Origin of the sequence: Psychrobacter sp. DAB_AL43B, from assembly GCF_900168255.1 — a bacterium.
GTDB lineage: Bacteria > Pseudomonadota > Gammaproteobacteria > Pseudomonadales > Moraxellaceae > Psychrobacter.
The window spans coordinates 591,012-613,700 of the sequence record NZ_LT799838.1 but is presented as its reverse complement, the minus strand read 5'-3'; the positions used below and the strand labels follow the sequence as shown (position 1 = coordinate 613,700).

The following is a 22,689-nucleotide window of genomic DNA, read 5'->3' as shown; positions in this document are numbered from 1 at the left end:
GTTTACATCCATTACCAACACCCTAGTCATAATCATCAAATATTTTATTCAGTCGATTGAGGCTGTTCACAATGAGCTTACCAGATTGATCGGTACTACTATCAATGGCCAGCTTTTCATCCATACGCATTGTCAACGGCGCAAGGGCTTGCTTAAGTGCGTTTGCCATAAGTACAGTTTGTTGATGAATATCAGGAATATCGCTATCTGCTGTTTGATTCTCATCATTCTTAAGCAAGCTTTCCGTTAAGCTATGAGATAGGCCATCAGCCATTTTTTGCGCCAGTTGTTCAACCGCATCGACCAGCTGTACCATCAGCTGTTTTTGCATCTCTTGGCTTTGTTTGAGATGCTCGCCTTCCGCCTTTTCAGCATTGTGATCGTGCTTATAGATTTGCATCAGCTGATTCATGCTTTTTTCAAAGCCATTGTCGATGCTGTCGCTGACCACTTTGGCATTATTAATAAAGCTATCGGCGAGGATTTTTTGCGATTCAAGTTGCGCATCGATTTGCACTTGTTGTCCTGCTTGTCGTAAGCGAGCGATTTCCTCAGGGTTGTTTTGGGTGAGGTATTTATCAAACTGACTACTGATGGCATTAAAACCACTCGCCAAGTCGACCAACTGAGCCACGATACGTGCACCAGTATCGCCGTCTTCACCGCCCATGGCTTTGTTACGTAAGAAGTCAGTTTTGATTTGCGCCCAACGCTGTGCTTCTTGCTCGGTCAGCTCACCGCGCATCTCGCTAAGTTTGAGCAGGTTGCTTTCTGCGCCTGTGGTCAAGAGCTGCGATTCGCCCAAATAATGGTCATCTATCAACTGGTTAAGCTCGCTGTCATTCATAATCGCCGATAGTTTTTCGGTCATTTTATTCATGTTACGGTAACTGCCTTGGAGCTTAAATATCGGTTCAACGCGGTATTTATCATCTTGCGAAGCAGAAGCAATGTAGGCTTGATTGACATCAAGAATGACTTTTTGCACGGTAAACATATGACGCAAGATAGCAATAATCTCATTAATCTCTGAGCTGCTATAGGGATAAGTCAGCTCACTACTTTGTACTTGGGCGAGATTAGTATTGTCTGCTTTCGCCATTTTAATGAGGCGATGGACATCTGCTAAGTCGCGGTTGGCAAGTGGCGCTAATACCGCGTTAGAGGTGAGCGAGTTCTCGATATAACTGAGTGCGAATATTTCTTCCATGCCGCTCATAATATCGCCTAAATTATAGATATCAGAACGGTTAGCGAGCATATCAGGAACTTTAAAAGCTTCACCACTTTCGGTATAGGGGTTACCTGCCATGACCACACAGAATTTTTTGCCACGCATATCATAGGTTTTAGTTTTTCCTTGCCAGACGCCATCGATACGGCGTGTGCCATCGCCGAGCGAGATAAATTTCTGCAAAAATTCAGCGTGGGTATGCTGGATATCATCGAGATAGAGCATAACGTTATTGCCCATCTCAAAGGCTAAGTTAATTTTATTGAGCTCTTCGCGTGCGGTGGCATTAGGCGCTTTTTCAGGATCTAAAGAGGTGACGTCATGACCGAGTGACGGGCAATTAATTTTCATAAAAATTAAGCCCAGACGGTTGGCAACGTATTCCATCAAGGTGGTTTTACCATAACCTGGTGGCGATATCATCATCAAGATACCCATCAAGTCGGTACGCTTATCTTCGCCAACCGTACCCATTTGCTTGGCAAGGTTGTCACCGATTAACGGCAAATAGCTCTCATTGATCAAACGGTTACGCACAAATGATGATAAGGGACGCGGCATAAACTCATCAAGTCGCAACGCTTCTTTGGCATCGCGCAAGATTTCTGAGCGCAGAGCTAGGTAACGTCTATAGGCAGGAATAACCTGCGTATCATGATGATGCAAACGACTCAAGAAATCATCGACGGCAAAGGTTAGCGTCTGCTGATGGATACGTTGATGCTCACCCAATAAGTGGTTAACTTGACTCTCAAGCGACACTTTACCTGTGCTACGCTCAAAATTATGGGTTTGGTTGAGTGGATTATTAATACTGGTCAGCGATATGGCTGAGAATGAAGAGGCAATTGCACCTTTATTGATGCTATCAATGTTATCAAAGCTCGTGCCTGATTTTATAAGACTTTGAACCAGCTCCTCTCTTTGAGCATCGTTTAACTGCGTTAACAATACCGCAATCGCTTCTGGCACATAATGGCGACCACTTGCTAATTGCTGCTGGCGTAGGGTTTTTTCTTCCTCGATTTTAGCCTGCTGCTCTTCACTAAGCGCATTATCGCCGCTTGACTCGCTCTGACTATCATCCGTTTCGGCATTGCCATATATTTGGTCAAGTAGCGCATGGAACCATGTGGCCAGCAATTCATAGGCCGATTTGGGCTGCAATCCAAGCTTGCCGATTGAAGACTGTAATTGCTCAAAACCAGCAGTATTTTGCGCACTACCTGACGAGCTATTCAAAGTTTTACTTAGCTGCTCGCATAATTGCTGGGCTTGTTGGCTAGTCTGCCACTCGATATTGCCATTGGGCGTACTGACTTGTCCCATGACGCTGACCAAATATTCACTAGCAAGTTGCACATAGCTTTGCTGAAAGACAGTAGTATTATTAAAAAGAGTGGTTTTATGAATTTGACCAGTTTCTGAATCTGAGCTGTTCTCTACACTAAATTTATCGTCACTATAAGCGGCGACAAAGTTACGCATCACGTGCGTCATGTCTTCAACCAACAAAGCTTTGGCAGTATCACTACCTAACGTACGGCGCAGTTGTTCAGCGGTGATGGCTCTATCTGTCCAGTTACTCACTCGCGTCAGCACCGAATCATTTAACCAAGCATCATAACCAAATTGCTGTAGTGCTTCTAAGCCAAGTGCTTGTACGAGGCTTAATTGCCAATAGAATAATTGCGCCAACGCCCGTACTTGCGGGGTATAAATTAGCAAACCCGCTTGACGTAGCGTGGGTAAGATCTGTAGCAATAACAGCGTGGCATCATGGTCATGAATGCCTTTGTCATAACCGAGCTGATAACGCGGTGTCGCATAAGCTCTGACGAGTTTAGGTAGCGGACTGTCTTCGTCTATATCACCCTTGCTATCGAAGGTTAACAGCGTCTCATCATAAGCCTGATATAAACGCGCTTCGGTCAGTCCGTCTTGGCTGTTTTTAGCACTCTCGATGATGCTATAAGCTAAGTATTCTGCGCGGTACACGATATCAGACTCTGAAGCCCTATTCATATCCCAATACGGGCGTAAAGCGTTTAGCTCGGCATTGTTAAGCACTTCGTAGTAGTCAGTACCGGTTAGATGCAAATTCAGCACGCGCGCGCCATTGGATTGCTGACGACTAAGTAGAGTCAAATCTAATGGTTGGGTATTGACTGAAAAACGGTGCTTGCCCAATTTAATAATCTGACCGCCATCCTCAAATAAATCAGACTTATCTTTTAGACTCTTATAGCTTTCAATTTGTATGGCTTTGAGACGCGCATCGATGTCATCGGCTTTGACACTAAAGCCCATCGCTTGTAAGTCTTTGGCGATAGCGCGTACTTTTTGTACCAGTCCGTCTGATGCAAAGTAAGTATTGAGCGCATCTTCTTCTTTAAATCCAGTGACCCCCGTACTTTGGGTGCGTTTTTTGATACTCTCTAGCATCCGTAATGCGCCATCACCTAAGTTCTGGGCTTTGCGATTACGCGCATCAAGCAATTGCTGCTTATGATTTTCAAAGGTTTCGTAAATCTCTTCACGCTTACTGATAATATCGGCTAAAAACTGATCGCCACTGTTGGTCTCTGGATCGGCAAACTGGCTCTCTAGCTCTTCTAATTGCACCAGTAATTTTGCCATTTGCTCATCTGATTTTTCAGGCGTATTGGCAATCGATAAGGCATTGGCAATCGATTGACCAAACAGTTTAAATTGCGCGCCAAATTGAGCAACGGCTTCGGCAGAACCGAGATTTTTGCGCTTGTGATTGAGTTTGGCTTTGCTTTGATTTAATCGAGCATAAATAGCAGAAATATCATCAATGATTTGCGTACGTACGGTGGCATCGGCAACGTCTAATGTGCCTAGTAGCTCAGTTAATAAGTCCAAACCTTGCGCCGTTTCATCGATTTGTTCTAGGACGGGTTTTAATTCGGCATTGGTTTCAGCGGTATTTAAGCGTTCACTGACATCAGCTAAAACGCCTTCGTAGCTCACAAGCGCCTTTTCATCACTTAAAAATAACACAGTTTTTTCGGCAAGCTCACTTTCTGCTTCTTCTAGTTGAGTCTGCAATACTTCAAGTTTAGCGCTATCTAAATAACGCAAATCCTCTAAGCTAACCAAATGGCCTTTTTGGCGTCTAATCGCAGATAACTGATCGACATAGTCACTTGCCGACTCAAAGGTGGTGGTTTTTATTTGCCGCAAGATGTCGTTTTGTTTTTCTTCAGCATTGCTCAGCGCATTTTGGGTTTGCTTTTGGATACTTTGTACTTTGGCAAACTCGTCAATGACCAGCTCAGCGGTGGCGGTGACTTCTTTAATACTGCCCGCAACCTCATCAAGCTCAGGCTCTGACAACCAATAATAGCTATCAAAAAGGCGGCTGGTATTGTCTGCCAGCTCCTCGTAGAGCTTTTGTGAGACGCTTTGGTTGTCGATGAGGCGAGTGATGCTATAGAGATCGGAGATACCGCGTACCAATTCTTTATTACCGATTTTGCCATAAAAACTGGTACTTTCAGGCAGCTCACTCACATACTCAGGTGACGCATAAGGGGTATGCCATATCTGCATCGGGTGGATGCGCGACGCTTCACTTTGGTCGCTAAACAGTACCAAGCGACCATCTTCAGCGAGTGCCATACCGTTACAGTAAATGGGATTGGCCAATTGCTTTTTAATCAAGTTATATGGAAACAATCCTGTGACGCCTTTAGCGACATCGTAGAATAAGAAGAGAACATCTTCACCGTTTGGTGAGACGATTTTACGCTTAAATTGTAAGTTTTTAGCACCGGCATGATTGGCATCAAACAACTTATGCTCGCCTGTTTGTAAGTAATAACCGCCAGGGAAAATAATGCCGTGATCCTCAGGCAGCTGCACACATGATTGTCCAATAACGTCTAAGCGCAGCACGGCTTCGGTCAAGGTGTTATATACAAAATAACGGTAACTGTCTTCTCGATACGGCAACACTTTGAGTAAAATTAAACTGCCCACTTTGGCATAAGCAATATCTGCATCGGTCAATGACTGGGTACGATCATTCACAGGCTCGCTATAAATACCTTGTCCTGATTGCGTATTATCCTCAATTTTAATGGTTAGATCGCCACCGACGGTTTCGACAAATATCGTATCTAAGATATTCATATGCGGATATTTGCCGTTGATCATCTGATCACGCGTGGTTTCTATCCAATCAAAATCATAGGCAGGCGGAAGCTCAATATCGCGCTCACCTCGATTATCCACATAAGCCACTTGCGCAGCCTCTGGCACGCTTTCACTAAAATCCAATGCAAAACGAAAGACGCGAATATCACTGATACGCTCACCGATTTGGAACGCCATTAGCAATTTGCTGTCTTTAACCGTCAGCTGGATTAGCCGCGTTTGTTTGTAATATCGATATAACTCATTGAAGTCTTGGACAAAGGCATCTTGATCTAAAAACGTGTTTTTTAATTCTACTTCCTCGAGCTGATATTCTTCTTCGCCCTCTGCTGGCTCACTCAAACGATATAGCGAGAGCACATCTTTGATATTACTCGCACGTTTGAGACCCATAAATACATTGTAGCCAAATAGCAGGTACTCGCCTACTTGTACCATATCTTGCGCCACACAGTTATATTCGGTACGAATACGGGTGCGAGCAATGACTTGCATCTGAGTGCTGCCAAATTCTTGCAGGCGCGCATGATTCAGCTTGGCAGTTTGTTGCTCTAGACGACTGCCTTGCTTTGTGAGGCGTTTTTTAATAAGCTCATAAGCATTACCTGAAGCAACCGCCTGATCTGTTTGCTCGGCTTTATTATGTTGGTCTTTGCTACCTGAATCGATTGAATTCTGCGTATCCGCCATCGTTGCTCGTCCATTTTTATTTTTAGGCAATAAGATAAATCTAAGGAATTTTTTGAATCAAATAAGCACTTGGTTAATCTAAAAAAACAATTAATCACTGCCGGTTTTTTTAGATTAACCAACTCACTGTCAGGGTTGACTTTGAGTTGGCAAAAAGTAAATGGCAACCTAGATCACCACTTACTTTAATAACACTCTTCATTTACTATTGTGTGCATGGTCAATATTGATAGTTAATCTATTTTTAAAAGTATACAGTGCTGCTGAGATTAATTTTTCGCAGCCTCTGTCTGCGCAGGCACAGCAAGCAAGAAAAATTCATCCCAGCAGTACGTGATAACATCTATACTTCTCTTATTTAAGACTGGCTATAGATTAAGCAGGTCTGTCATCGCTTTGCTTATTGGCTTTGCTCATTACCTGATTGGCCATCATCGTATTGATAATGCCGCTCAACGTATCTGACTTGCCAGCGAGACCGTCAATTGCTTTACCAATCGACAATGACTTAGCAAAGTTATCAAAGAAGTGCGCTTCACCGCCAACGATATCGATTTTGGCTTTTTGTAGCGCCACTGCCAATACTTCAGCGTTTTCTTTCGCAATCTCTTTACCGGCTTCAATCGATGCCATCGCTTCTTGCAATGCCGTTTCAAGTCCCATACGGAACTCTTCGTGCTCGCGAGCTTCTTTGCTCATGCTGCCCATGGCATTGAATTTCTCGACCAGACCATCGGCTTCCGCTTGGAAATGGGCGCGGGTTACTTCAGCTTTTGCAAGCCCAACTTCACGCTCCGCCTTAGCATTTGATTCACCGCGAGCGGCGATAACTTGAGCATTTGCTAACCCGATATCACGCTCGGCTTTAGCATTTGACTCACCGCGAGCTGCGATAACCTCAGCATCAGCCATGCCTTTTTCCCGTTCTGATTGTGCTTCAGCCTGCCCTGTGGCCTTGATAATATTGGCTTTGGCAATTCCTTCTTTCTCTAACGAGACTGACTTGGCTTCTTGGATAGCTGCTTCAGCAAATCCATGCGCAGACTCTTCCGCTTTAATACCTTCAGCCATTTTTATTTTAGCTTCAGAATCCTTAGCAGCGGCTTCAAGATTGGCGGCAGCCAGCGTGGTAATCTCAACGGCTTTATGCTTAGCAGATAGCTCTTCTGCTTCCGCCTTTTTGACCTGACGTACTTTGATTTCTTCCGCATCTGCTTCAGCTGCTAATACGCGTGTTTGCTTAGAACGCTCAGCTTCGCTGACTTCACGGACTTCCTTGATACGCTCTTCTTCTTGAGCAACGGTTTTGTCTACTGCAATACGCTCACGAATGACGTTGGCGATTTCTTTTTTCTCAAGCTCAATCGCGCGTTCAGCTTCGATACGCTGTAAATCAACTTCACGCTCACGCGAGACGATTTCTAAATCGCGAGCACGCGTGACTTTCTCTTCTTCGATGACGACAGCACGCAAGCGGTTTTGGCCAGCCACTTCGATTTCACGCTGTTGATTTTCACGCTGAATCGCCAAATCTTGCTCAACCATGATCACGGCTGTCTCAGATTTTTTACGTTCTTCTTCTTCAATCTTGCGCGTTTCAGCGGTTTCACGTGCAATCACAGAAGATATTTCACGGTGTTGTCTGGCTTCAGCATCCGCTTGCTGACGTTCCAGCTCAAGCATAGCTTCTCTAGTTTCAACGTTCTTCTTTTTAACCGCTAGCTCTTCATCACGCTCAAGCTCATTGGTAATGATGTTTTGAAAGGCCGTCAGTTGAGTAATCTTTTTGATACCTTCAGCATCTAAGATATTACTTGAATCTAACGATAATTTTGGCGTTTGCTCTAAGTAATCAATTGCCACGTCTTCTAAGATATAGCCGTTTAAATCATTGCCAATCTCTTTAACGATACTGTCACGAAACTCACTGCGATTTTCAAACAGTTTAACGAAATCAATTTGCTTACCCACTGTTTTTAATGCTTCCGAGAACTTAGCATTAAACAGCTCATTAACAGCGACTTTGTCTGATGCTCTCTCAGCGCCAAGAGATTTAGCAACCTTAAGAACGTCTTCTTCGGTTTCATTAACGCGCAAATAAAACGCAACTGTGATGTCAGCACGCATGTTATCCGCGCAAATCAGTCCTTCTTTACCTCGTCTATCGACCTCTAAGGTGATAAGCGAGATTCTCATTAGTTCTTTTTTGTTGATAACCGGCCAAACAAAGCCACCATCAAAGCGTACGGCAATTTTATTAACCCCGTTAATAATGAGCGCCGTACCCTGCTCCACCTTAATATAAAAGGCTTTCAGCATCAAAAGTGCTGCCATAACAAAAACAAATGCCAGTATGACAACCACGCCAACGATAATAAGTATATCCACGTTCACTCCCTAAATTTGAACATTCAAATCGAATTTAAAATAGTTAATACCATGCCTTTAAATAGATTATTTGTCGTTTATACATTACTCAATAGTGATTATTGTTTCATTAAACAGTTATTAGATATTCGTTTTGCCTAGAATTTATTATTAATAATTGACTACTAGAAATTATTTAACTAAAAAATGTTTTTATTATTATTTATCTTTAGCAAGCGCGACTCTGTACGCACCGCTATCATTTAAATACTCTACCAACAGCACTTTATCGCCTTGTTTTAGTGGCAGCTCCACGCTATCACTATCTCGACGAATTTTTAGTATTAATCCTGCTCCGCCATCATTTAGCTCAGCTTCGCCATGCTTATCTGTCACACTAAGCGTCCGTACTATAGCCGTTTTACCGATGTTGTTTGCCGCATTACGTTTGGGGATTTTGGCGATGCTCTTGCGGATAGGTGAAATGATAATACCTGTTAGCCACATGGACACCACTAAGACAAACACTAAAGCCCCAGTCCCAAACAGATAATACAAAATGCCAGAATCAATCCGCTGATGCAGAAAACTGGTATAGACATAGCTTAATAGCCAACCAATCAAACTGACTAAGCTAAGGATGATGATTAAAGGCACGCCATAAAGACCAAACTTAAGCATGAGACCTGTAAAAAAACCAGTGGATGATAAGTCAGATACGTTAGTATCACTACCTGAATCCCCGAATTCTACGGTGTCCATATCTACCATGCCTATCAAAGATACAAGCCAATATAAGGTGACAAACATTACAAGACCGGTAAAGATAACGGTAGGGTATAAACTGATTTTAGTAATGAATATTAAAAAAGATTCTTGCATTGCACACTCTGTCCTTTTGCTCACCTAATCAGGTATTTTTATGACTCGTTTACACAATTTGATGCTATATGACTTAACTCGAATTAGTTCTATTTAGTTCTGTTCCATTCGGCTTTAATAGAATTCATGCTACATGATCTGATTTTTATATTTTGAAGCATTGGACTGGATTGCTATGTCTTAGCTGGCCTTATTGGACTCCATTTACTAAAAAGCACATCCCAGACTTACATTAATATAATCAACTTATGTTTCTTTATTGGTGATTATATAGGCATCTCATTACATAATACATAGCTATCCTACTATCGCCCCCAAATCGGTGAACGCACAACGCCCCCATCTTTGCTATTGATAGCATAGCTGGTATTACCAGATAATGAGTGGATCACCAAGCTACCACTGCTTTGGTTACTCACTTGCCCACCTAAATTTGCATGACGTGTCGGGTAAACAGCATATTGCCCAGAAGGTGATAGACGCGCTGGCTCATCAAGTCCAGTTTCTGCTAGATTGATGACTTGTCCTGTAGCTAGGGTCATGACTGCTGCCTTGCGACCATTAAGATATGCCAAATGCTGACCATCTACGCTAAGCTGCGGGCTTGCCGCATAGCCTCCTGTCGATATAAGCGCGGCGTTACCAGTAGCAAAGCGGTAACGATAAATGCTTGGGCGTCCAGCACGCACTTTATCACTGGTATAAACAAAGCTTTGCCCGTCGCTTGCATAGCTTGGCTGCACTTCAGTGCTCGGTAAGGTGGTGAGCTGTTTAGTATCGCCATCGCTTAAACGCATCTCATAGATATCGGCATTACCACCAACCGTTGAACTATAGAGCAATTTTTGTCCATCAGGTGAGAATGACGGTGATAAATTGCTGCCCTCAGCATTCACGACCAGATTATGGGTTTTACTTTTGCCGTCATAAATATAAATCTTTGGGTGCTGGCGCGCTGCTTGTTTGCTATAAGCAAGCATTTGACCATCCGCTGACCACGCAGGCGCATAGATATAGCCATTTAACTGATCAATTAATTGGCGGTCGCTGCCATCCGGACGGATACGATACAGTGTCGATATCTTCGCGGCTCCTAAACCTTGCTCCTCTACATAAGCAATATAGCCTTGCCGGTCTATCGCTGGCATTGCCGCAGTAAGCGGATTACTCCTATCAATAGGCGCTTTAGACATATTGTTTGGTATTGTCTGACACCCTGTCAGGATGGCGAGTATTGGAATAGCAAACATTGCCATAACAACACGGCCGCTTATCATGCGAATATTAATAGTCGGTTTTAATACAGCAGTTTTCAACATCATATAAAGTCCGATAAAGCCTTGTGGAATGCGTATAGAAGGGTCACAAAATGCAAGCGTTGCATCTAGTGTAACGTACATTGCCCTCTAATTTTAGACAAAAAAATGCCCCACTTATTCGTGAGGCATTTTTGCGATACAAGTTTTTAGAACATTTCTATTAAATCGCTAAATTATTTAGAGATAGCTTTAAAATGAGCAACTTGATTGCTATTGGTGATGGTTAAGATAGGCGTATTATTAGCGTTATTACTGATGCTATATTTACCTTGTACAGTCGCCATTGTTGCCGTATCAAAGCTTGCTTGTGGCTCAGGGCATGCCATCATAGTAGATAAGACGTTACCTAACACAACATTGCCATTCACAACACTGTAGTTAGCGCCCATGTTATTGCAGGTGTTCATAAATGTAACGCGGTCATTGCCATTATCTTTAAAGAATTTTAGGGTTAATGGCTTAGCTGGATCAAAGAATAACTGACTTACTTTATCGCCATTGGTACGCTTGGCATCAACAAGCTGCCAATCATAGGCTTGTAAAGTATTAGATGTAATTGGCTGGGTCACTGGTGCAGTAACACTAGGGGTAGTTTGACAACCAGCGGCAAGTGTACCTACAGCTAAAGTGGCAGCCAGCATCATTTTAGTCATGTTTTTCATATAAACTCCTAGAGGTTTCAAATATTAATATAGAAAGGTAAAAATATTATTGTTTATCATTTTAACCAGTAGCGTTTGCTCTGATTAATTTGTTGTTTTCTTTAGTCTAAACAATGCGGCCATTATGCCCATTTTTCATAAGCCTGTCATGATAGATTGAGTACCAATTACCGCTATATTTGTTCCACTTTATGGTATTTTTGCTAACATACCTTGCTAAGCCACCTATTAGCTGATACCACTTAAACTTTTGTTATAACCTTAATAGTTAGGTTTTTATTTACCTATAAAACTATATCTGTAACCCATGTTTTTATTAATTTATATCAGCAGCTTTCTGTTGTTGCAGAGCGGCATAACCTGCCAGACGTTTGCGTTCAGCCTCATTAAACAATTGCTGCTCAATCTGGTTGATTTGAGTTTGAGCTTGCGTTTTATCAGTATTTTGGCTTAACAGACGCTGTTTTTGTACTTGATACTGATTAAAGCGTTGCTCAAAGTTGGCATCTTCTTGATCGACTTGTGCAAGCCTTGCTGCTGCTGGTGCACCGACAAGATCGCGACGCATATTATATAACTCCTCAGCCGTTGCACCTTTGGCTTGCATTTGCTCGGTGCGACTCATTAATTCATTCAAATTGGCTTGCTTAGCAATATTAGCTTTGGTCGAATTATCCGGCATACGGCTGATATGGTCTTGCTTGGCAGCTTCTTTTTGAGCCTCTGATAACTGCTGGTTTTGATTAATTCTTACCATCTCGATACTATAATCATCATATTCATCTTCTGCCCCAAAGAACGCTGTAATCGTCTCTTTGGCAAAGTGCCGCTGACGTAGCTTAGCCACATCTTGCTTTTGCTGTGCCACGACATTCAAATCTAATTCACCCTTTTCTGTTGCTTGCAACTGTAAATTCCCATAACGGTTTTCTATATCAGGAATCGACTTAAGATAAGCAATATACTGGTCGAATATAGTGACAGCTTGACTGGCGGCAGGTTCTGGCGTGTGACTACGAATATAGCTTTCCACACGGGCATAAATAATAGCTTCCTCTTCTTCACCAAGCGCTGATAAGAAATAATCAAACAAGCGCCGTAAGCCTTCAGTGACGACCAGCTGTTTGTTTTCATCAATGATAATGTCACCATCGACATCGGTACCTTGCAAGGAGCGCGGTAAATTCTCCAGCCCCGTAGCAAATTGAGTACTATTTTTATTGGATGACATGCCAGCGCCATTACTGGGATTAGCCATATTTATCGAGCTATTTTCAGCGTCATTATTGTCCGTTGCAGATAGAGATTGAGAAGCATTAACGCTGCTATTATTAGGTTTAAACCACAGAATCACCGCTACTGTTATAGCGATAATCACAGCAATAATAACAACAGGTAAAAAGGGTGAGCGGCGATTATATGACATAGCAAAAACATCTTATTTAATAAATCAGTTTATATATAAATCCAATATAAAGAAGCAGGGTCAACGCTGTTGACCCTGCTTACGTACGAGCCAGTTATGACCGTGTTAAAGAACAGTGTTATAGATAAGCTTTATAGATTGGCTTTTTTCAAACGGTTTACTTGATCACGGTACAAGGTTTTTGGGTCAGGTTGTCCCCATGCTGTTAAGCCGAGTACTTGATTGGCTGAATCTAAATGGTTCATTCGGTAATCATCACGTACCACATAGCCGAGGCGGCTCGAGCAGGCAGATACTAAACCGTCGTTTGGATCGCCATTAAAAGTCGTGCCAGTAAGAGCCAGTAGATAATCACTAGGATCAAGACCATTCGTTATTTGCCCAATACCACTAAATGAGTAATACTTGATACCATTGACTTCGGTATCCGCTGGCTGACCACAATAACTGGTTGGCATCGCAGCTGGGAATTTAGCGTTAAATTTGGCGGCATAATCAGTAGATAGCGCTTCAAGTGCATTCCAACCATCTTGCTCTTGTAACTCCTTCAAGCTAATACCGGCGCTGACATCCATAAAGCCACCGACGAGCTTAAAGAAACCTAGCGCAATCTGTGAGCCAACATTAAACTCTCCTTCACCATAGCCATCATTGGCACTGCCTTCAACAACTTGTTTAATAACCCAGTCGCTCATTTTTGAGCCTTGCTCTGGACTTGAGATGGCAGTTACAGATGCCACATATTTCGGTTCGACGGCAGCAACATAACGGCTATCGATACCACCTTGGCTGTGACCGAGTAAGTTAACTTTGGGACTGCCTGAAATGGCACTGATGGTTTTAACTTGTTGCAGTAATTGCTCACCACGAAATTCGCTATTATTGACGGATGAGGTTTTGGTGGTATAAACCTGACTGCCCCCACTCATTAACGATTCAGGAATGCCATAAAAATAGTCAACCAATCCAAATGCTTTGGTAAAACCACCCAAACCATGCGCCATGACGACTGGGTACTTGGTATCTGTATGATTTGAGGTAAAATACTTGCTACTGACCAGTTTACAACCAGTAGGATTGGCACAGTTATAATATTGACCAGCTGCTTGGGCAGAAGTCGTTTGTAGAGCCATCAGGATGACACCGGCACCAATGGCACCCAGTGAAGGTAAAAATGCGCTCGGCGTAAATACCGCACGAAGGGAAGTTTTTCGGGTCATAACAACATCCTTGTTATAGTGATAGTCGGGGCGTCTTTATATGATATGGCTTAGTTATTGCATCCAGCACCAAGCGATAAAAAACACTGCTAATTCATTTAGCAACCAAAATTACCATACGTCTATACTTTGTAACATTCAACTTATTTTTGCTTTAAAAACACTAGAATTAGTGACTCTATAGTCAATCTAAAACATATAATTTCACTCTTTGCAGTTACTGCTTCTTTATGGAAATAGCGGGCATATATGAAACTGTGTCAGCAAGTTACGACAATAAGTATGGGTAGGCTACGAATACGCACATTGAAGGTTAACGCAATCAAAACACAGTGCTTTCTGCATTAAAACAGCACCATCTGCATTTATGGTATAATTTATTACCTAAATTCTATAACTATAAGACCGATTATGATGACTAAAAAATCTCTTATCCAATCACCTGAAGCCATAGAAAAAATGCGTGTCGCTGGTAAGCTTGCCAGCGATTTGCTTGTCATGCTTGATCAGCATGTCAGAGTGGGTATTAGCACTGAAGCGTTGAATCAAATTGCTCACGATTATATCGTCAATGTACAAGACGCTATCCCCGCTCCACTTAATTATAATGGTTTCCCTAAATCAATCTGTACCTCAGTCAACCATGTGGTGTGCCATGGTATTCCAAGCGAAAACAAAATTCTTAAAGACGGCGATATCATCAATATCGATGTGACCGTCATTAAAGATGGCTATTACGGTGATACCTCAAAAATGTGGGTCGTCGGTAATGGTTCCATCATGGCGCAGCGTATTTGTAAAGTGGCACAAGAAGCACTTTATGCTGGTATGAGTGTGGTCAAGAATGGCGCGCGTCTTGGTGACGTCGGTGCTGCGATTCAAGAAATAGTCGAGCCTGAGCGTTTTAGTATCGTGCGTGAGTTCTGTGGTCACGGTATCAGCAATGAATTCCACCATGAGCCGCAAGTGATGCACTATGGTAAAAAAGGCACGGGCTTTGAGCTAAAAACGGGCATGACCTTTACCATCGAGCCGATGATTAATGAAGGCAAATGGCAGACTAAGATTTTACCAGATGAATGGACGGCAATCACCAAAGACCGTAAGCTGTCAGCCCAGTGGGAGCATACCATGGTGGTGACTGACAATGGCTGTGAAGTGTTCACCGCGCGCCCCGAAGAAGACTTGAGTTTTTTAACTCAATAACAGAATATAAGATCGCTTAGGCGGTCTTTTTTTTGGACTGTTATTAATGCTTGTTAATTACTATTGTTGTTTATTTTTTACCTTTATACTTTCAATGTATTGTCGATATACTGTCAATGTATTGTCGATAGCTTTTTAGTTTTAATGACCCATATTTCAAACTTTTAACTGGATAAATCTCATGTTTAATTGTGATGTCGCCTCTATTGATTTGACGCCGATGCCCACTCTAACGTACTCATCAAACACTGCTGCGGCAATAGCCTCACTGCCAGCGGACACTCTAAAAGCAGATAATTTACTAGCAGATAGCCTATTAGAAAATAACCTGTTAACAGATAAAAGTGTGATAGAAAACTCACTATTAGGCATTTCTGGGTGGCTTATTCAAATCAATGACGATATCAGCCGTGCACTCGAACGCGGCGTCAATATTCGGCAGCTGGTTGCGGCGCGGGCTTGTGTCATCGATGACTTACTGATTGCTTTATTCAAATGGTTTGAGCTTGATAAGACGGATTTGGCGTTATTTGCAACTGGTGGCTATGGTCGCGGTGAGCTGTCACTACACTCAGATGTGGATATTTTGCTGCTAATGCCTAGCGAGCTTGATACCAATACGAGTAGTAAAATTGATAATTTGGTGGCGTTACTGTGGGATGTTGGACTTGAGCCAGCCCTGTCAGTACGCAGCGTTAGTGAATGCTTAGAGGCAGCACTAGACCATACCATTGCCAGCGCTTTGTTGGAAGCGCGATTGTTGATAGGTAACGAAACCCTGCAAGATGTGCCGCATCAGATTGTAAACACCCAGTGGTCACCACGTGATTTTTTTGAGGTAAAAATCAATGAGGCAAAAGCACGTTACCTACAGCACAATGCAACAGAATACAATCTTGAGCCCAATATCAAAACTGCCCCTGGTGGTCTGCGTGACATCCATATTATCGGCTGGGTGACCAAGCGCTACTTTCGAGTCAGTAAGCTCTATGACTTGGTACAGCAAAACTTTTTGACGGAAAAAGAGTTCGATGAATTGAGCTTTGCAGAAGGCTATTTATGGCAAATACGTCATTATTTGCATGAGTTAACGGGTCGTAATGAAAACAAGCTATTATTCGATTATCAGCGTGATATTGCCCAACTGATGGGCTATGAGACGCAACCAGACGACCAACCGAATGCGGCTGTAGAGCGCTTTATGCGTGACTATTATCGCTGTGCGATGCAGATATCGACGCTGTCTGAAATGCTGACCAATCACTACTATGAAACCATCATAGAGCTGCAATTACCGGATGAGGAGCGCCCAAAGAAGCAGCCTATTAATGCCCGCTTTAATCAAGTCGGTGAGCAAATTGCGATGGCGCATCACCGAGTGTTTGCCCAGCACCCTGAGTCGATTTTAGAGATGTTTTTACTCATGGGTCAATATGGTATCAAAAATGTACGTACGCATACTTTGCGTGCACTAAAAATTGCCGCGCGTGGTATTGATCAGGCTTACAGAGATAACCCCACGCACCAAGCGCTATTTTTAGCCAATTTAAAAGAGCAAAATTATCTCTTTCATCGCCTGCGTACCATGAATCGCTACGGGGTTTTGGGCAGCTACATCCCTGCCTTTGCGCAAGTCACCGGTCTGATGCAGTATGATTTGTTTCACCGTTATACCGTTGATGCGCATACCTTATTTTTGATTCGTATTTTGCACCGTTTCACTGACCCGCGTTTTTATGAAGACTTTCCCCTAATCAGCTCTATCTTTCAGCGTATTGAGCGCAAAGAGATTTTGGTATTGGCAGCGATGTTTCATGATATCGCTAAAGGTCGTGGCGGCAATCATAGCCAACTTGGCGAAACAGAGTCGATTGAGTTTTGCCTAGCACATGGTATGAGTGTTGCCGATGCCCACTTAGTCGGCTGGCTGACACGCTACCATTTATTGATGTCGATGACCGCACAGAAAAAAGACATCTCAGATCCAGAGGTAGTGACGCTATTTGCAGACTTAGTCGGTAACGTCACTCATCTAAATCATCTATATGTGCTGACAGTTGCTGATATGAATGCTACCAATCCTCAGCTTTGGAACAGCTGGCGTGCGACCCTCATGAAACAGTTATATTCGCAAACGCGACGTATCTTACGTGCAGATATCGATGCGCCGACCAACCGTCAAGATATGATTAGTGCCACGCGTAAACAAGCACTGGTGATGCTTGATAATGTCGACAATCAGCATATGAATCGCGATGAGGTGCTGAGATTATGGGATGACTTGGGTGATGAGTATTTTCTGCGGGAGATTGCAGAAGACATATTATGGCATACCGAAGCTATTTTGAATCATCCGCCTATAGGTCGAGCTTCTGACGCTGACAGTGCGCCATTAGTCGTCCTACGTGAACACCGTGAGCTGGCGCTTGATGCAGTGCAGGTTTTTATTTACACCCAAGATCAGGTCAATTTATTTGCGGTGACCATGGCAGTATTTGATCAGATGAATCTAGACGTTTTGGATGCACGCATCATTACCGCCACCCGTGATTTTGCTTTGGATTCTTACGTGCTACTGGATCGTAGTGGCACGCTACTGGTCGATGCAGATAGTCAACAAGAACTTAAGCAGCGCTTGATTGATGCGTTTAAAAACCCTACTGTTCCCAAGCTAACTAACAGACGGATTCCACGCCAGCTTAGACATTTTGAAGTCGCTACAACGATTAACTTTGAGTTTAATGAGGCCTCAAATCAGCATATTATGAGCTTAGAGACACTTGATCAGCCAGGCTTGCTTGCCCGCGTTGGACAAGTGTTTTTACAACAGCAGATTGAGGTACATGCGGCACGTATCACCACGTTGGGCGAGCGTGCAGAAGATATGTTTTATATCAGTGATCAGAACGATCAAGCATTATCCGCTGATAAACTCGACACTTTAAAAGCGACCCTGATAGAAAGCCTTAGTATACGTAATGACAATAATTAGCTCAGCTCAGCTTATCTTGTACATAGAGGCTTAGCTATAAAGCATCATGCTCCAAGATAGCAGTTTAGGACCTGTCATTTATCCAGCGATTGAATAAATCACTATATAAATAACAGGTTTTATATCAGGCTTTTGTATATGACGCCACGAGCATGTTCTTTCAGCGCGTCATCGGCAAGCTCCAGAGGCAGTATCCCTGCGTCTACTTTCTGGTCTCCATACGTTAAGCGTCCAGCATCAACTTCCTTTTGTAGCAAGCGGTGCAAGCTTGCTAAACGGAATTGTGCATCATAATACCTATAAATCTCCTTTAAAGAGATAGGCGCTTTGGCATGAACATCACGATAAAGGCTATCGACTGCCAAAATCGTCATCTCATTTAGGGTTTCTTCACTCGACAAATCGGCTTGGTTAATTTTACGTTCTAAAAGAGTAGTAAATCGACCCTTAAACCCAAGCATAATGACAAAAATCAGTGTGTGTATGACAAATATAGTAATATATTGCCATAAAGGTAGCGATATATCTAACAGCTTGCTGAGCAACATTAATACCATGGCAACAACCACGTAGGTGACCAACTGCCACAACAACCACATCATAAAGCTGTTTTCTCCAAACCAAAACATTTGGCGCTCTTTTAAAAGAGTCAACTGCTGACGTGCCTGCCACCAAGCCTGCTCCCGCTGTTTTAGTTGTTCATATAATTCAATACGCTGATCATTATCAAAATATTTTTCATTGATATCGTTAGCGTTGAGACCGTCAGTTTTAAAAAAACCAGGCATATCAAGTTATTCCTAAAATGCGTTGCTATAAAAGCCAACCGTTGTTTTTTCTTAGTTATAGGTTATATCATGTCAGCTTTATACTAAGGGCTAGTCTCATGGTTAACACTGGCTATGGCTCAGCGCGCGCTCATTTGAGACGCTATAGATTGCTATTGATAAACATGAGAAGAAAAGACAAAAAATAAGAGAAGTGCTACACTGCTTGAATGTAATTTTTCTTTATAACTTTATTATTAATTGTCTATTATAGTTAGCCTAATTATGAATCACAACTTAACATATCTGCACCCCTACCCCTTTGCTAAAATGGCAACTTTGCTTGCTGATAGCACTCCAGCCCATAGTTATAATGAAATTAAGCTGGGTATTGGCGAGCCAAAGCATGAGCCACCAGCATTTGTGCTGGACGTGCTACGTGAAAATCTGGACAAAATAAGCCTTTATCCAACCACAAATGGGATATTTGAGCTACGCCAAACCATTGCACACTGGCTTGAAAAGCGCTTCTTTTTAAATCATGTCGACCCTCATACGCAAGTATTGCCAGTGATGGGTACTCGCGAGGCGATCTTTAGTATTGTGCAGGCTGTGATTGACCACAAAGTAGAAACCACAGACGCTATTGAACCGCTTACCGTTAGCCAACCACCAACGGTCGTCATGCCCAATCCTTTTTATCAAATATATGAAGGGGCGGCGATACTAGCGCAAGCGACGCCTTACTTTATACCCTGCACAGCAGATAATGACTTTAAAGGGGATTATCGTGCCGTACCAAAAGAGGTATGGACACGTACGCAGTTGTTATTTGTTTGTAGCCCAAATAACCCGACTGGCTCGGTGATGACGATGGACGACTGGGAGCAAATCTTTCGTCTATCAGACCAATACGGCTTTATCATTGCCAGTGACGAATGTTATAGCGAGCTATATTTTAAAACACCGCCAATAGGTTTATTACAAGCCTGTGCTGCCCTCGGTCGCCATGATTTTAAAAACTGTGTGGTGTTTCATTCTTTATCCAAACGCTCAAACTTGCCCGGTCTACGTTCAGGCTTTGTGGCGGGTGACGCCAAGATTTTGCAGGCTTATTTACAGTATCGTACCTATCAAGGCTGTGCGATGCCGATTCCACATCAGCTTGCGTCTATCGCTGCGTGGGAAGATGAAAAGCATGTGGCACACAATCGAGCACTGTACCAAGAAAAATTTGCTTTGTGGATGTCTGAGCTTGGTGAATTATTAGATTTACGCATGCCTGAAGCGGGCTTTTACTTTTGGATAAAAGTCCCTGAGCAGTTCGATGGTGATGATGAGCTGTTTGTCAAAGCATTATATGAACAAGCCAATATTCATGCACTTGCTGGGCGTTATTTGTCACGCGAAATTAATGGGAAAAATCCAGGACAAGGCTATGTGCGCATTGCCTTAGTAGCCAGCGTTGATGAAAGCCGTGAAGCGATTAGTCGCATTCGAAAATTACTTGGTGCGTAAGTTCTAACTTTAAAAAATGAAGTTATTTAAGCGGTAAATATTAAAATAATCGCTAATAGTTTATCTAATCTTAAAAAGCTCCTATAATCTCAAAAAGCCGCCAATAACCACAATATTTTTATGGTTATTGACGGCTTTCTCCTAAACAATGTTATAGTAAAAATATATCGCCACTATTCTTTATACTAACTTATCATTCGTAATATACCTTTCACTGAACGTGCCATCAAGGATGATGCCATGCCCCATCTTGATTTTACCCAACCGCCATTTGATGTGTTAAGCGCTGGTGAACGCCAAAGTATTAAAAAAAATACCCAAGTTCGTTATCTTGCCAAAGACGAAGTCTTGCCGGCGGACGATTTGCAGTACTTTTATGTGGTACTCAAAGGACAGATCGAGCAACTGCTTAATGGTGATTTTTTTGCCGCTTATCTAGGGAGCAATCATACCGATCATCTCAATAGCAATGATTGGTTTGATAGTCGTCGCCTGCCAGAATCGCTCATAGAAGAGAGTCTACAAAAAGGTAGTATTCAGCAAGGCAGAAGTTCAGCGATAACCCCCTATCAATTTCGTGCGACTGAAGACACTCTGTTACTGCAAATTAATGGATCAATCATTGATAAAATCAGTGCGCAAAACCATTTGGTACGCCAATTATTATCAGAAAATTTACCAGAACGATTGAAGGCTTTGCAGCAGCGACGTAGCGGGCAGAATCTAGACACTGAGAGTTATAACGACCAACAAGAAGTGCAGCAAATCATGCTGCAACCGGTGATCGATGTCGCTTTATTGCCGGTACATATCGTTGATGCAGATAACAGCATATTTCAAGCAGCACGCATCATGACTGAGGCTGGACTTAAGCATGTTCTGGTACGACCATCAGGGCATTTAGAAGATAAAAATAGCTCTGATCGTACGCTGGGAATTCTAACCGATACCGATATCTGCCGCGCCGTTAGCGACCAGCAAAATCCTGCTACCACCCTTTGTCAACGTTATGCGAGTTTCAACCTGCGAACCATCGATTTCGATGATGAGATTGGCGATGCGCTATTGACCATGACTCGCTACCGTATTCATAGGCTGCCGGTGATTGACGCCAATGGCCAAGTCGTAGGCGTACTCGGGCAAAGTGATATGCTCGCTCATATTGGTCATCATTCACAGCTGATCAGTATTCAGATTGAACAGGCAACAGATTTACCCAGCTTGGATACAGCAGTCGATCTCATCGGGCGCTATATTCGTGCACAGCATCAAAACGGTATAAAAATGGGTAATATTAGCCGTATGGTACAGACACTCAATGCGCAGGTTTTTACCAAGCTTTGGCAACTTATCGTCCCTGATGAAGTGATGGCTAATACCTGCGTCATCGTCATGGGCTCAGAGGGTCGCGGTGAGCAAATCATGCGTACGGATCAAGATAATGCCCTGATCATTCGTGACGGCTTTACTCATCCTGAGTTGGCACAGTTTGCCGATACCTTTAACCAGCAGTTAGCAAACCTTGGTTATCCGTTGTGTAATGGCAATATTATGATGACCAACCCAATTTGGCGTCAGCCGCTAAAGCAGTTTGAAGCCCAGATTAGTTTATGGTTTAGAAACACCGATCCGAAGCACAGTATTTATTTATCGGCTATATTTGATGGTGAATACGTCTGCGGCGATGAGTCACTACTCACTCATGTCCGTCAACACTTAAAAATAGCCCATCGTCAGTCAGATGCGATGTTTGTGCGTCAGTTCGCCCGTGCAGCGCTGCAATTTGGCGATGTCAGTCAATGGTGGCAAAAGTTTGTGCCGCTACTGGGCGGTAAATCCAGCTCTTATGATATTGACCTTAAAAAAGCCGGTATTTTTCCACTGGTGCATGGTATTCGTACCTTAGCATTAGAAAACGATATTTTTGATGCCCCTAGTAGCAAAGGGCGTCTTAAAGCGTTGGTGCAAGTACGAGCCTTGAATCAAGAGCGTGCTGATACCTTGCTTGAGGCATTAGAGTTCTTTATGGCGCAGCGTTTATCGGTCGCGCTGTCGACAGATGATAAACATGCTCATGAAGTTGACCCAACAACATTAACCGCACTTGAGCGTGATTTATTAAAAGAGTGTTTGGCGGTGGTCAAAAGTTTTAAAGGTCAATTGAGTCGCCATTATCAGCTTGAATTTGGTTAGGGCAGATTGGCTAGCGTTGGAGATAAAA

The 22,689-nt window shown here is 42.9% G+C and carries 12 protein-coding genes; 4 read left to right on the top strand and 8 right to left on the bottom strand.

Annotated features, from left to right (window positions below; all coding sequences use genetic code 11):
• Positions 1–22: 22 nt before the first annotated feature.
• The 7 genes from DABAL43B_RS02595 to DABAL43B_RS02565 form a co-directional block, all read right to left on the bottom strand.
• Positions 23–6,109: a DNA repair ATPase gene (locus DABAL43B_RS02595; RefSeq protein ID WP_079690939.1), complete on the bottom strand. Its 6,087-nt coding sequence runs from the start codon at positions 6,107–6,109 to the stop codon at positions 23–25.
• A 375-nt stretch (positions 6,110–6,484) separates the two neighbouring features.
• A complete protein-coding gene (locus tag DABAL43B_RS02590; RefSeq protein WP_264753831.1) occupies positions 6,485–8,497 on the bottom strand; it encodes a flotillin family protein in 2,013 nt (670 codons plus the stop codon).
• Between the two features lie 198 nt (positions 8,498–8,695).
• A complete protein-coding gene (locus DABAL43B_RS02585) occupies positions 8,696–9,358 on the bottom strand; it encodes a hypothetical protein (RefSeq protein ID WP_079690938.1) in 663 nt (220 codons plus the stop codon).
• Between the two features lie 305 nt (positions 9,359–9,663).
• Entirely contained in the window at positions 9,664–10,758 is a 1,095-nt protein-coding gene (locus DABAL43B_RS02580) for a Xaa-Pro aminopeptidase (RefSeq protein WP_227516722.1), read from the bottom strand.
• 92 nt (positions 10,759–10,850) lie between these two features.
• On the bottom strand, positions 10,851–11,339 hold the full coding sequence (locus tag DABAL43B_RS02575) for an META domain-containing protein (RefSeq protein WP_079690937.1): 489 nt from the start codon (positions 11,337–11,339) through the stop codon (positions 10,851–10,853).
• Between the two features lie 316 nt (positions 11,340–11,655).
• The gene (locus DABAL43B_RS02570; protein WP_079690936.1) at positions 11,656–12,765 is read right to left on the bottom strand and encodes a lipase secretion chaperone; all 1,110 of its coding nucleotides are present in this window, start codon (positions 12,763–12,765) and stop codon (positions 11,656–11,658) included.
• A gap of 131 nt (positions 12,766–12,896) precedes the next feature.
• Entirely contained in the window at positions 12,897–13,985 is a 1,089-nt protein-coding gene (locus DABAL43B_RS02565; protein ID WP_079690935.1) for an esterase/lipase family protein, read from the bottom strand.
• Positions 13,986–14,399: 414 nt separating this feature from the next.
• Here DABAL43B_RS02565 and map point away from each other — a divergent pair, with 414 nt between their 5' ends.
• The gene (map, locus tag DABAL43B_RS02560) at positions 14,400–15,191 is read left to right on the top strand and encodes a type I methionyl aminopeptidase (protein WP_413771839.1); all 792 of its coding nucleotides are present in this window, start codon (positions 14,400–14,402) and stop codon (positions 15,189–15,191) included.
• 181 nt (positions 15,192–15,372) lie between these two features.
• Positions 15,373–18,183 (top strand): [protein-PII] uridylyltransferase, encoded by a 2,811-nt coding sequence (gene glnD, locus DABAL43B_RS02555; RefSeq protein WP_079690933.1) that lies wholly within the window; start codon positions 15,373–15,375, stop codon positions 18,181–18,183.
• 119 nt (positions 18,184–18,302) lie between these two features.
• Here the strand turns inward: glnD and DABAL43B_RS02550 are convergent, their stop codons facing one another.
• Positions 18,303–18,971, bottom strand: a complete 669-nt coding sequence (locus DABAL43B_RS02550; RefSeq protein WP_079690932.1) for a hypothetical protein — start codon at positions 18,969–18,971, stop codon at positions 18,303–18,305.
• A 264-nt stretch (positions 18,972–19,235) separates the two neighbouring features.
• Here DABAL43B_RS02550 and dapC point away from each other — a divergent pair, with 264 nt between their 5' ends.
• The gene (dapC, locus tag DABAL43B_RS02545) at positions 19,236–20,468 is read left to right on the top strand and encodes a succinyldiaminopimelate transaminase (RefSeq protein ID WP_079690931.1); all 1,233 of its coding nucleotides are present in this window, start codon (positions 19,236–19,238) and stop codon (positions 20,466–20,468) included.
• Between the two features lie 240 nt (positions 20,469–20,708).
• Positions 20,709–22,661, top strand: coding sequence for a DUF294 nucleotidyltransferase-like domain-containing protein (locus DABAL43B_RS02540; protein ID WP_079690930.1), 1,953 nt, complete (start codon positions 20,709–20,711; stop codon positions 22,659–22,661).
• Positions 22,662–22,689: the final 28 nt, after the last annotated feature.

What these genes read in the sequence shown, in the direction of transcription:
- DABAL43B_RS02585 (WP_079690938.1), bottom strand. Translation starts at nt 9,358, where the DNA reads ATGCAAGAATCTTTTTTAATATTCATTACTAAAATCAGTTTATACCCT.
- DABAL43B_RS02575 (WP_079690937.1), bottom strand. Translation starts at nt 11,339, where the DNA reads ATGAAAAACATGACTAAAATGATGCTGGCTGCCACTTTAGCTGTAGGT.
- map (WP_413771839.1), top strand. Translation starts at nt 14,400, where the DNA reads ATGACTAAAAAATCTCTTATCCAATCACCTGAAGCCATAGAAAAAATG.
- DABAL43B_RS02570 (WP_079690936.1), bottom strand. Translation starts at nt 12,765, where the DNA reads ATGTCATATAATCGCCGCTCACCCTTTTTACCTGTTGTTATTATTGCT.
- DABAL43B_RS02565 (WP_079690935.1), bottom strand. Translation starts at nt 13,985, where the DNA reads ATGACCCGAAAAACTTCCCTTCGTGCGGTATTTACGCCGAGCGCATTT.
- dapC (WP_079690931.1), top strand. Translation starts at nt 19,236, where the DNA reads ATGAATCACAACTTAACATATCTGCACCCCTACCCCTTTGCTAAAATG.
- DABAL43B_RS02595 (WP_079690939.1), bottom strand. Translation starts at nt 6,109, where the DNA reads ATGGCGGATACGCAGAATTCAATCGATTCAGGTAGCAAAGACCAACAT.
- DABAL43B_RS02550 (WP_079690932.1), bottom strand. Translation starts at nt 18,971, where the DNA reads ATGCCTGGTTTTTTTAAAACTGACGGTCTCAACGCTAACGATATCAAT.
- DABAL43B_RS02540 (WP_079690930.1), top strand. Translation starts at nt 20,709, where the DNA reads ATGCCCCATCTTGATTTTACCCAACCGCCATTTGATGTGTTAAGCGCT.
- glnD (WP_079690933.1), top strand. Translation starts at nt 15,373, where the DNA reads ATGTTTAATTGTGATGTCGCCTCTATTGATTTGACGCCGATGCCCACT.
- DABAL43B_RS02580 (WP_227516722.1), bottom strand. Translation starts at nt 10,758, where the DNA reads ATGTACGTTACACTAGATGCAACGCTTGCATTTTGTGACCCTTCTATA.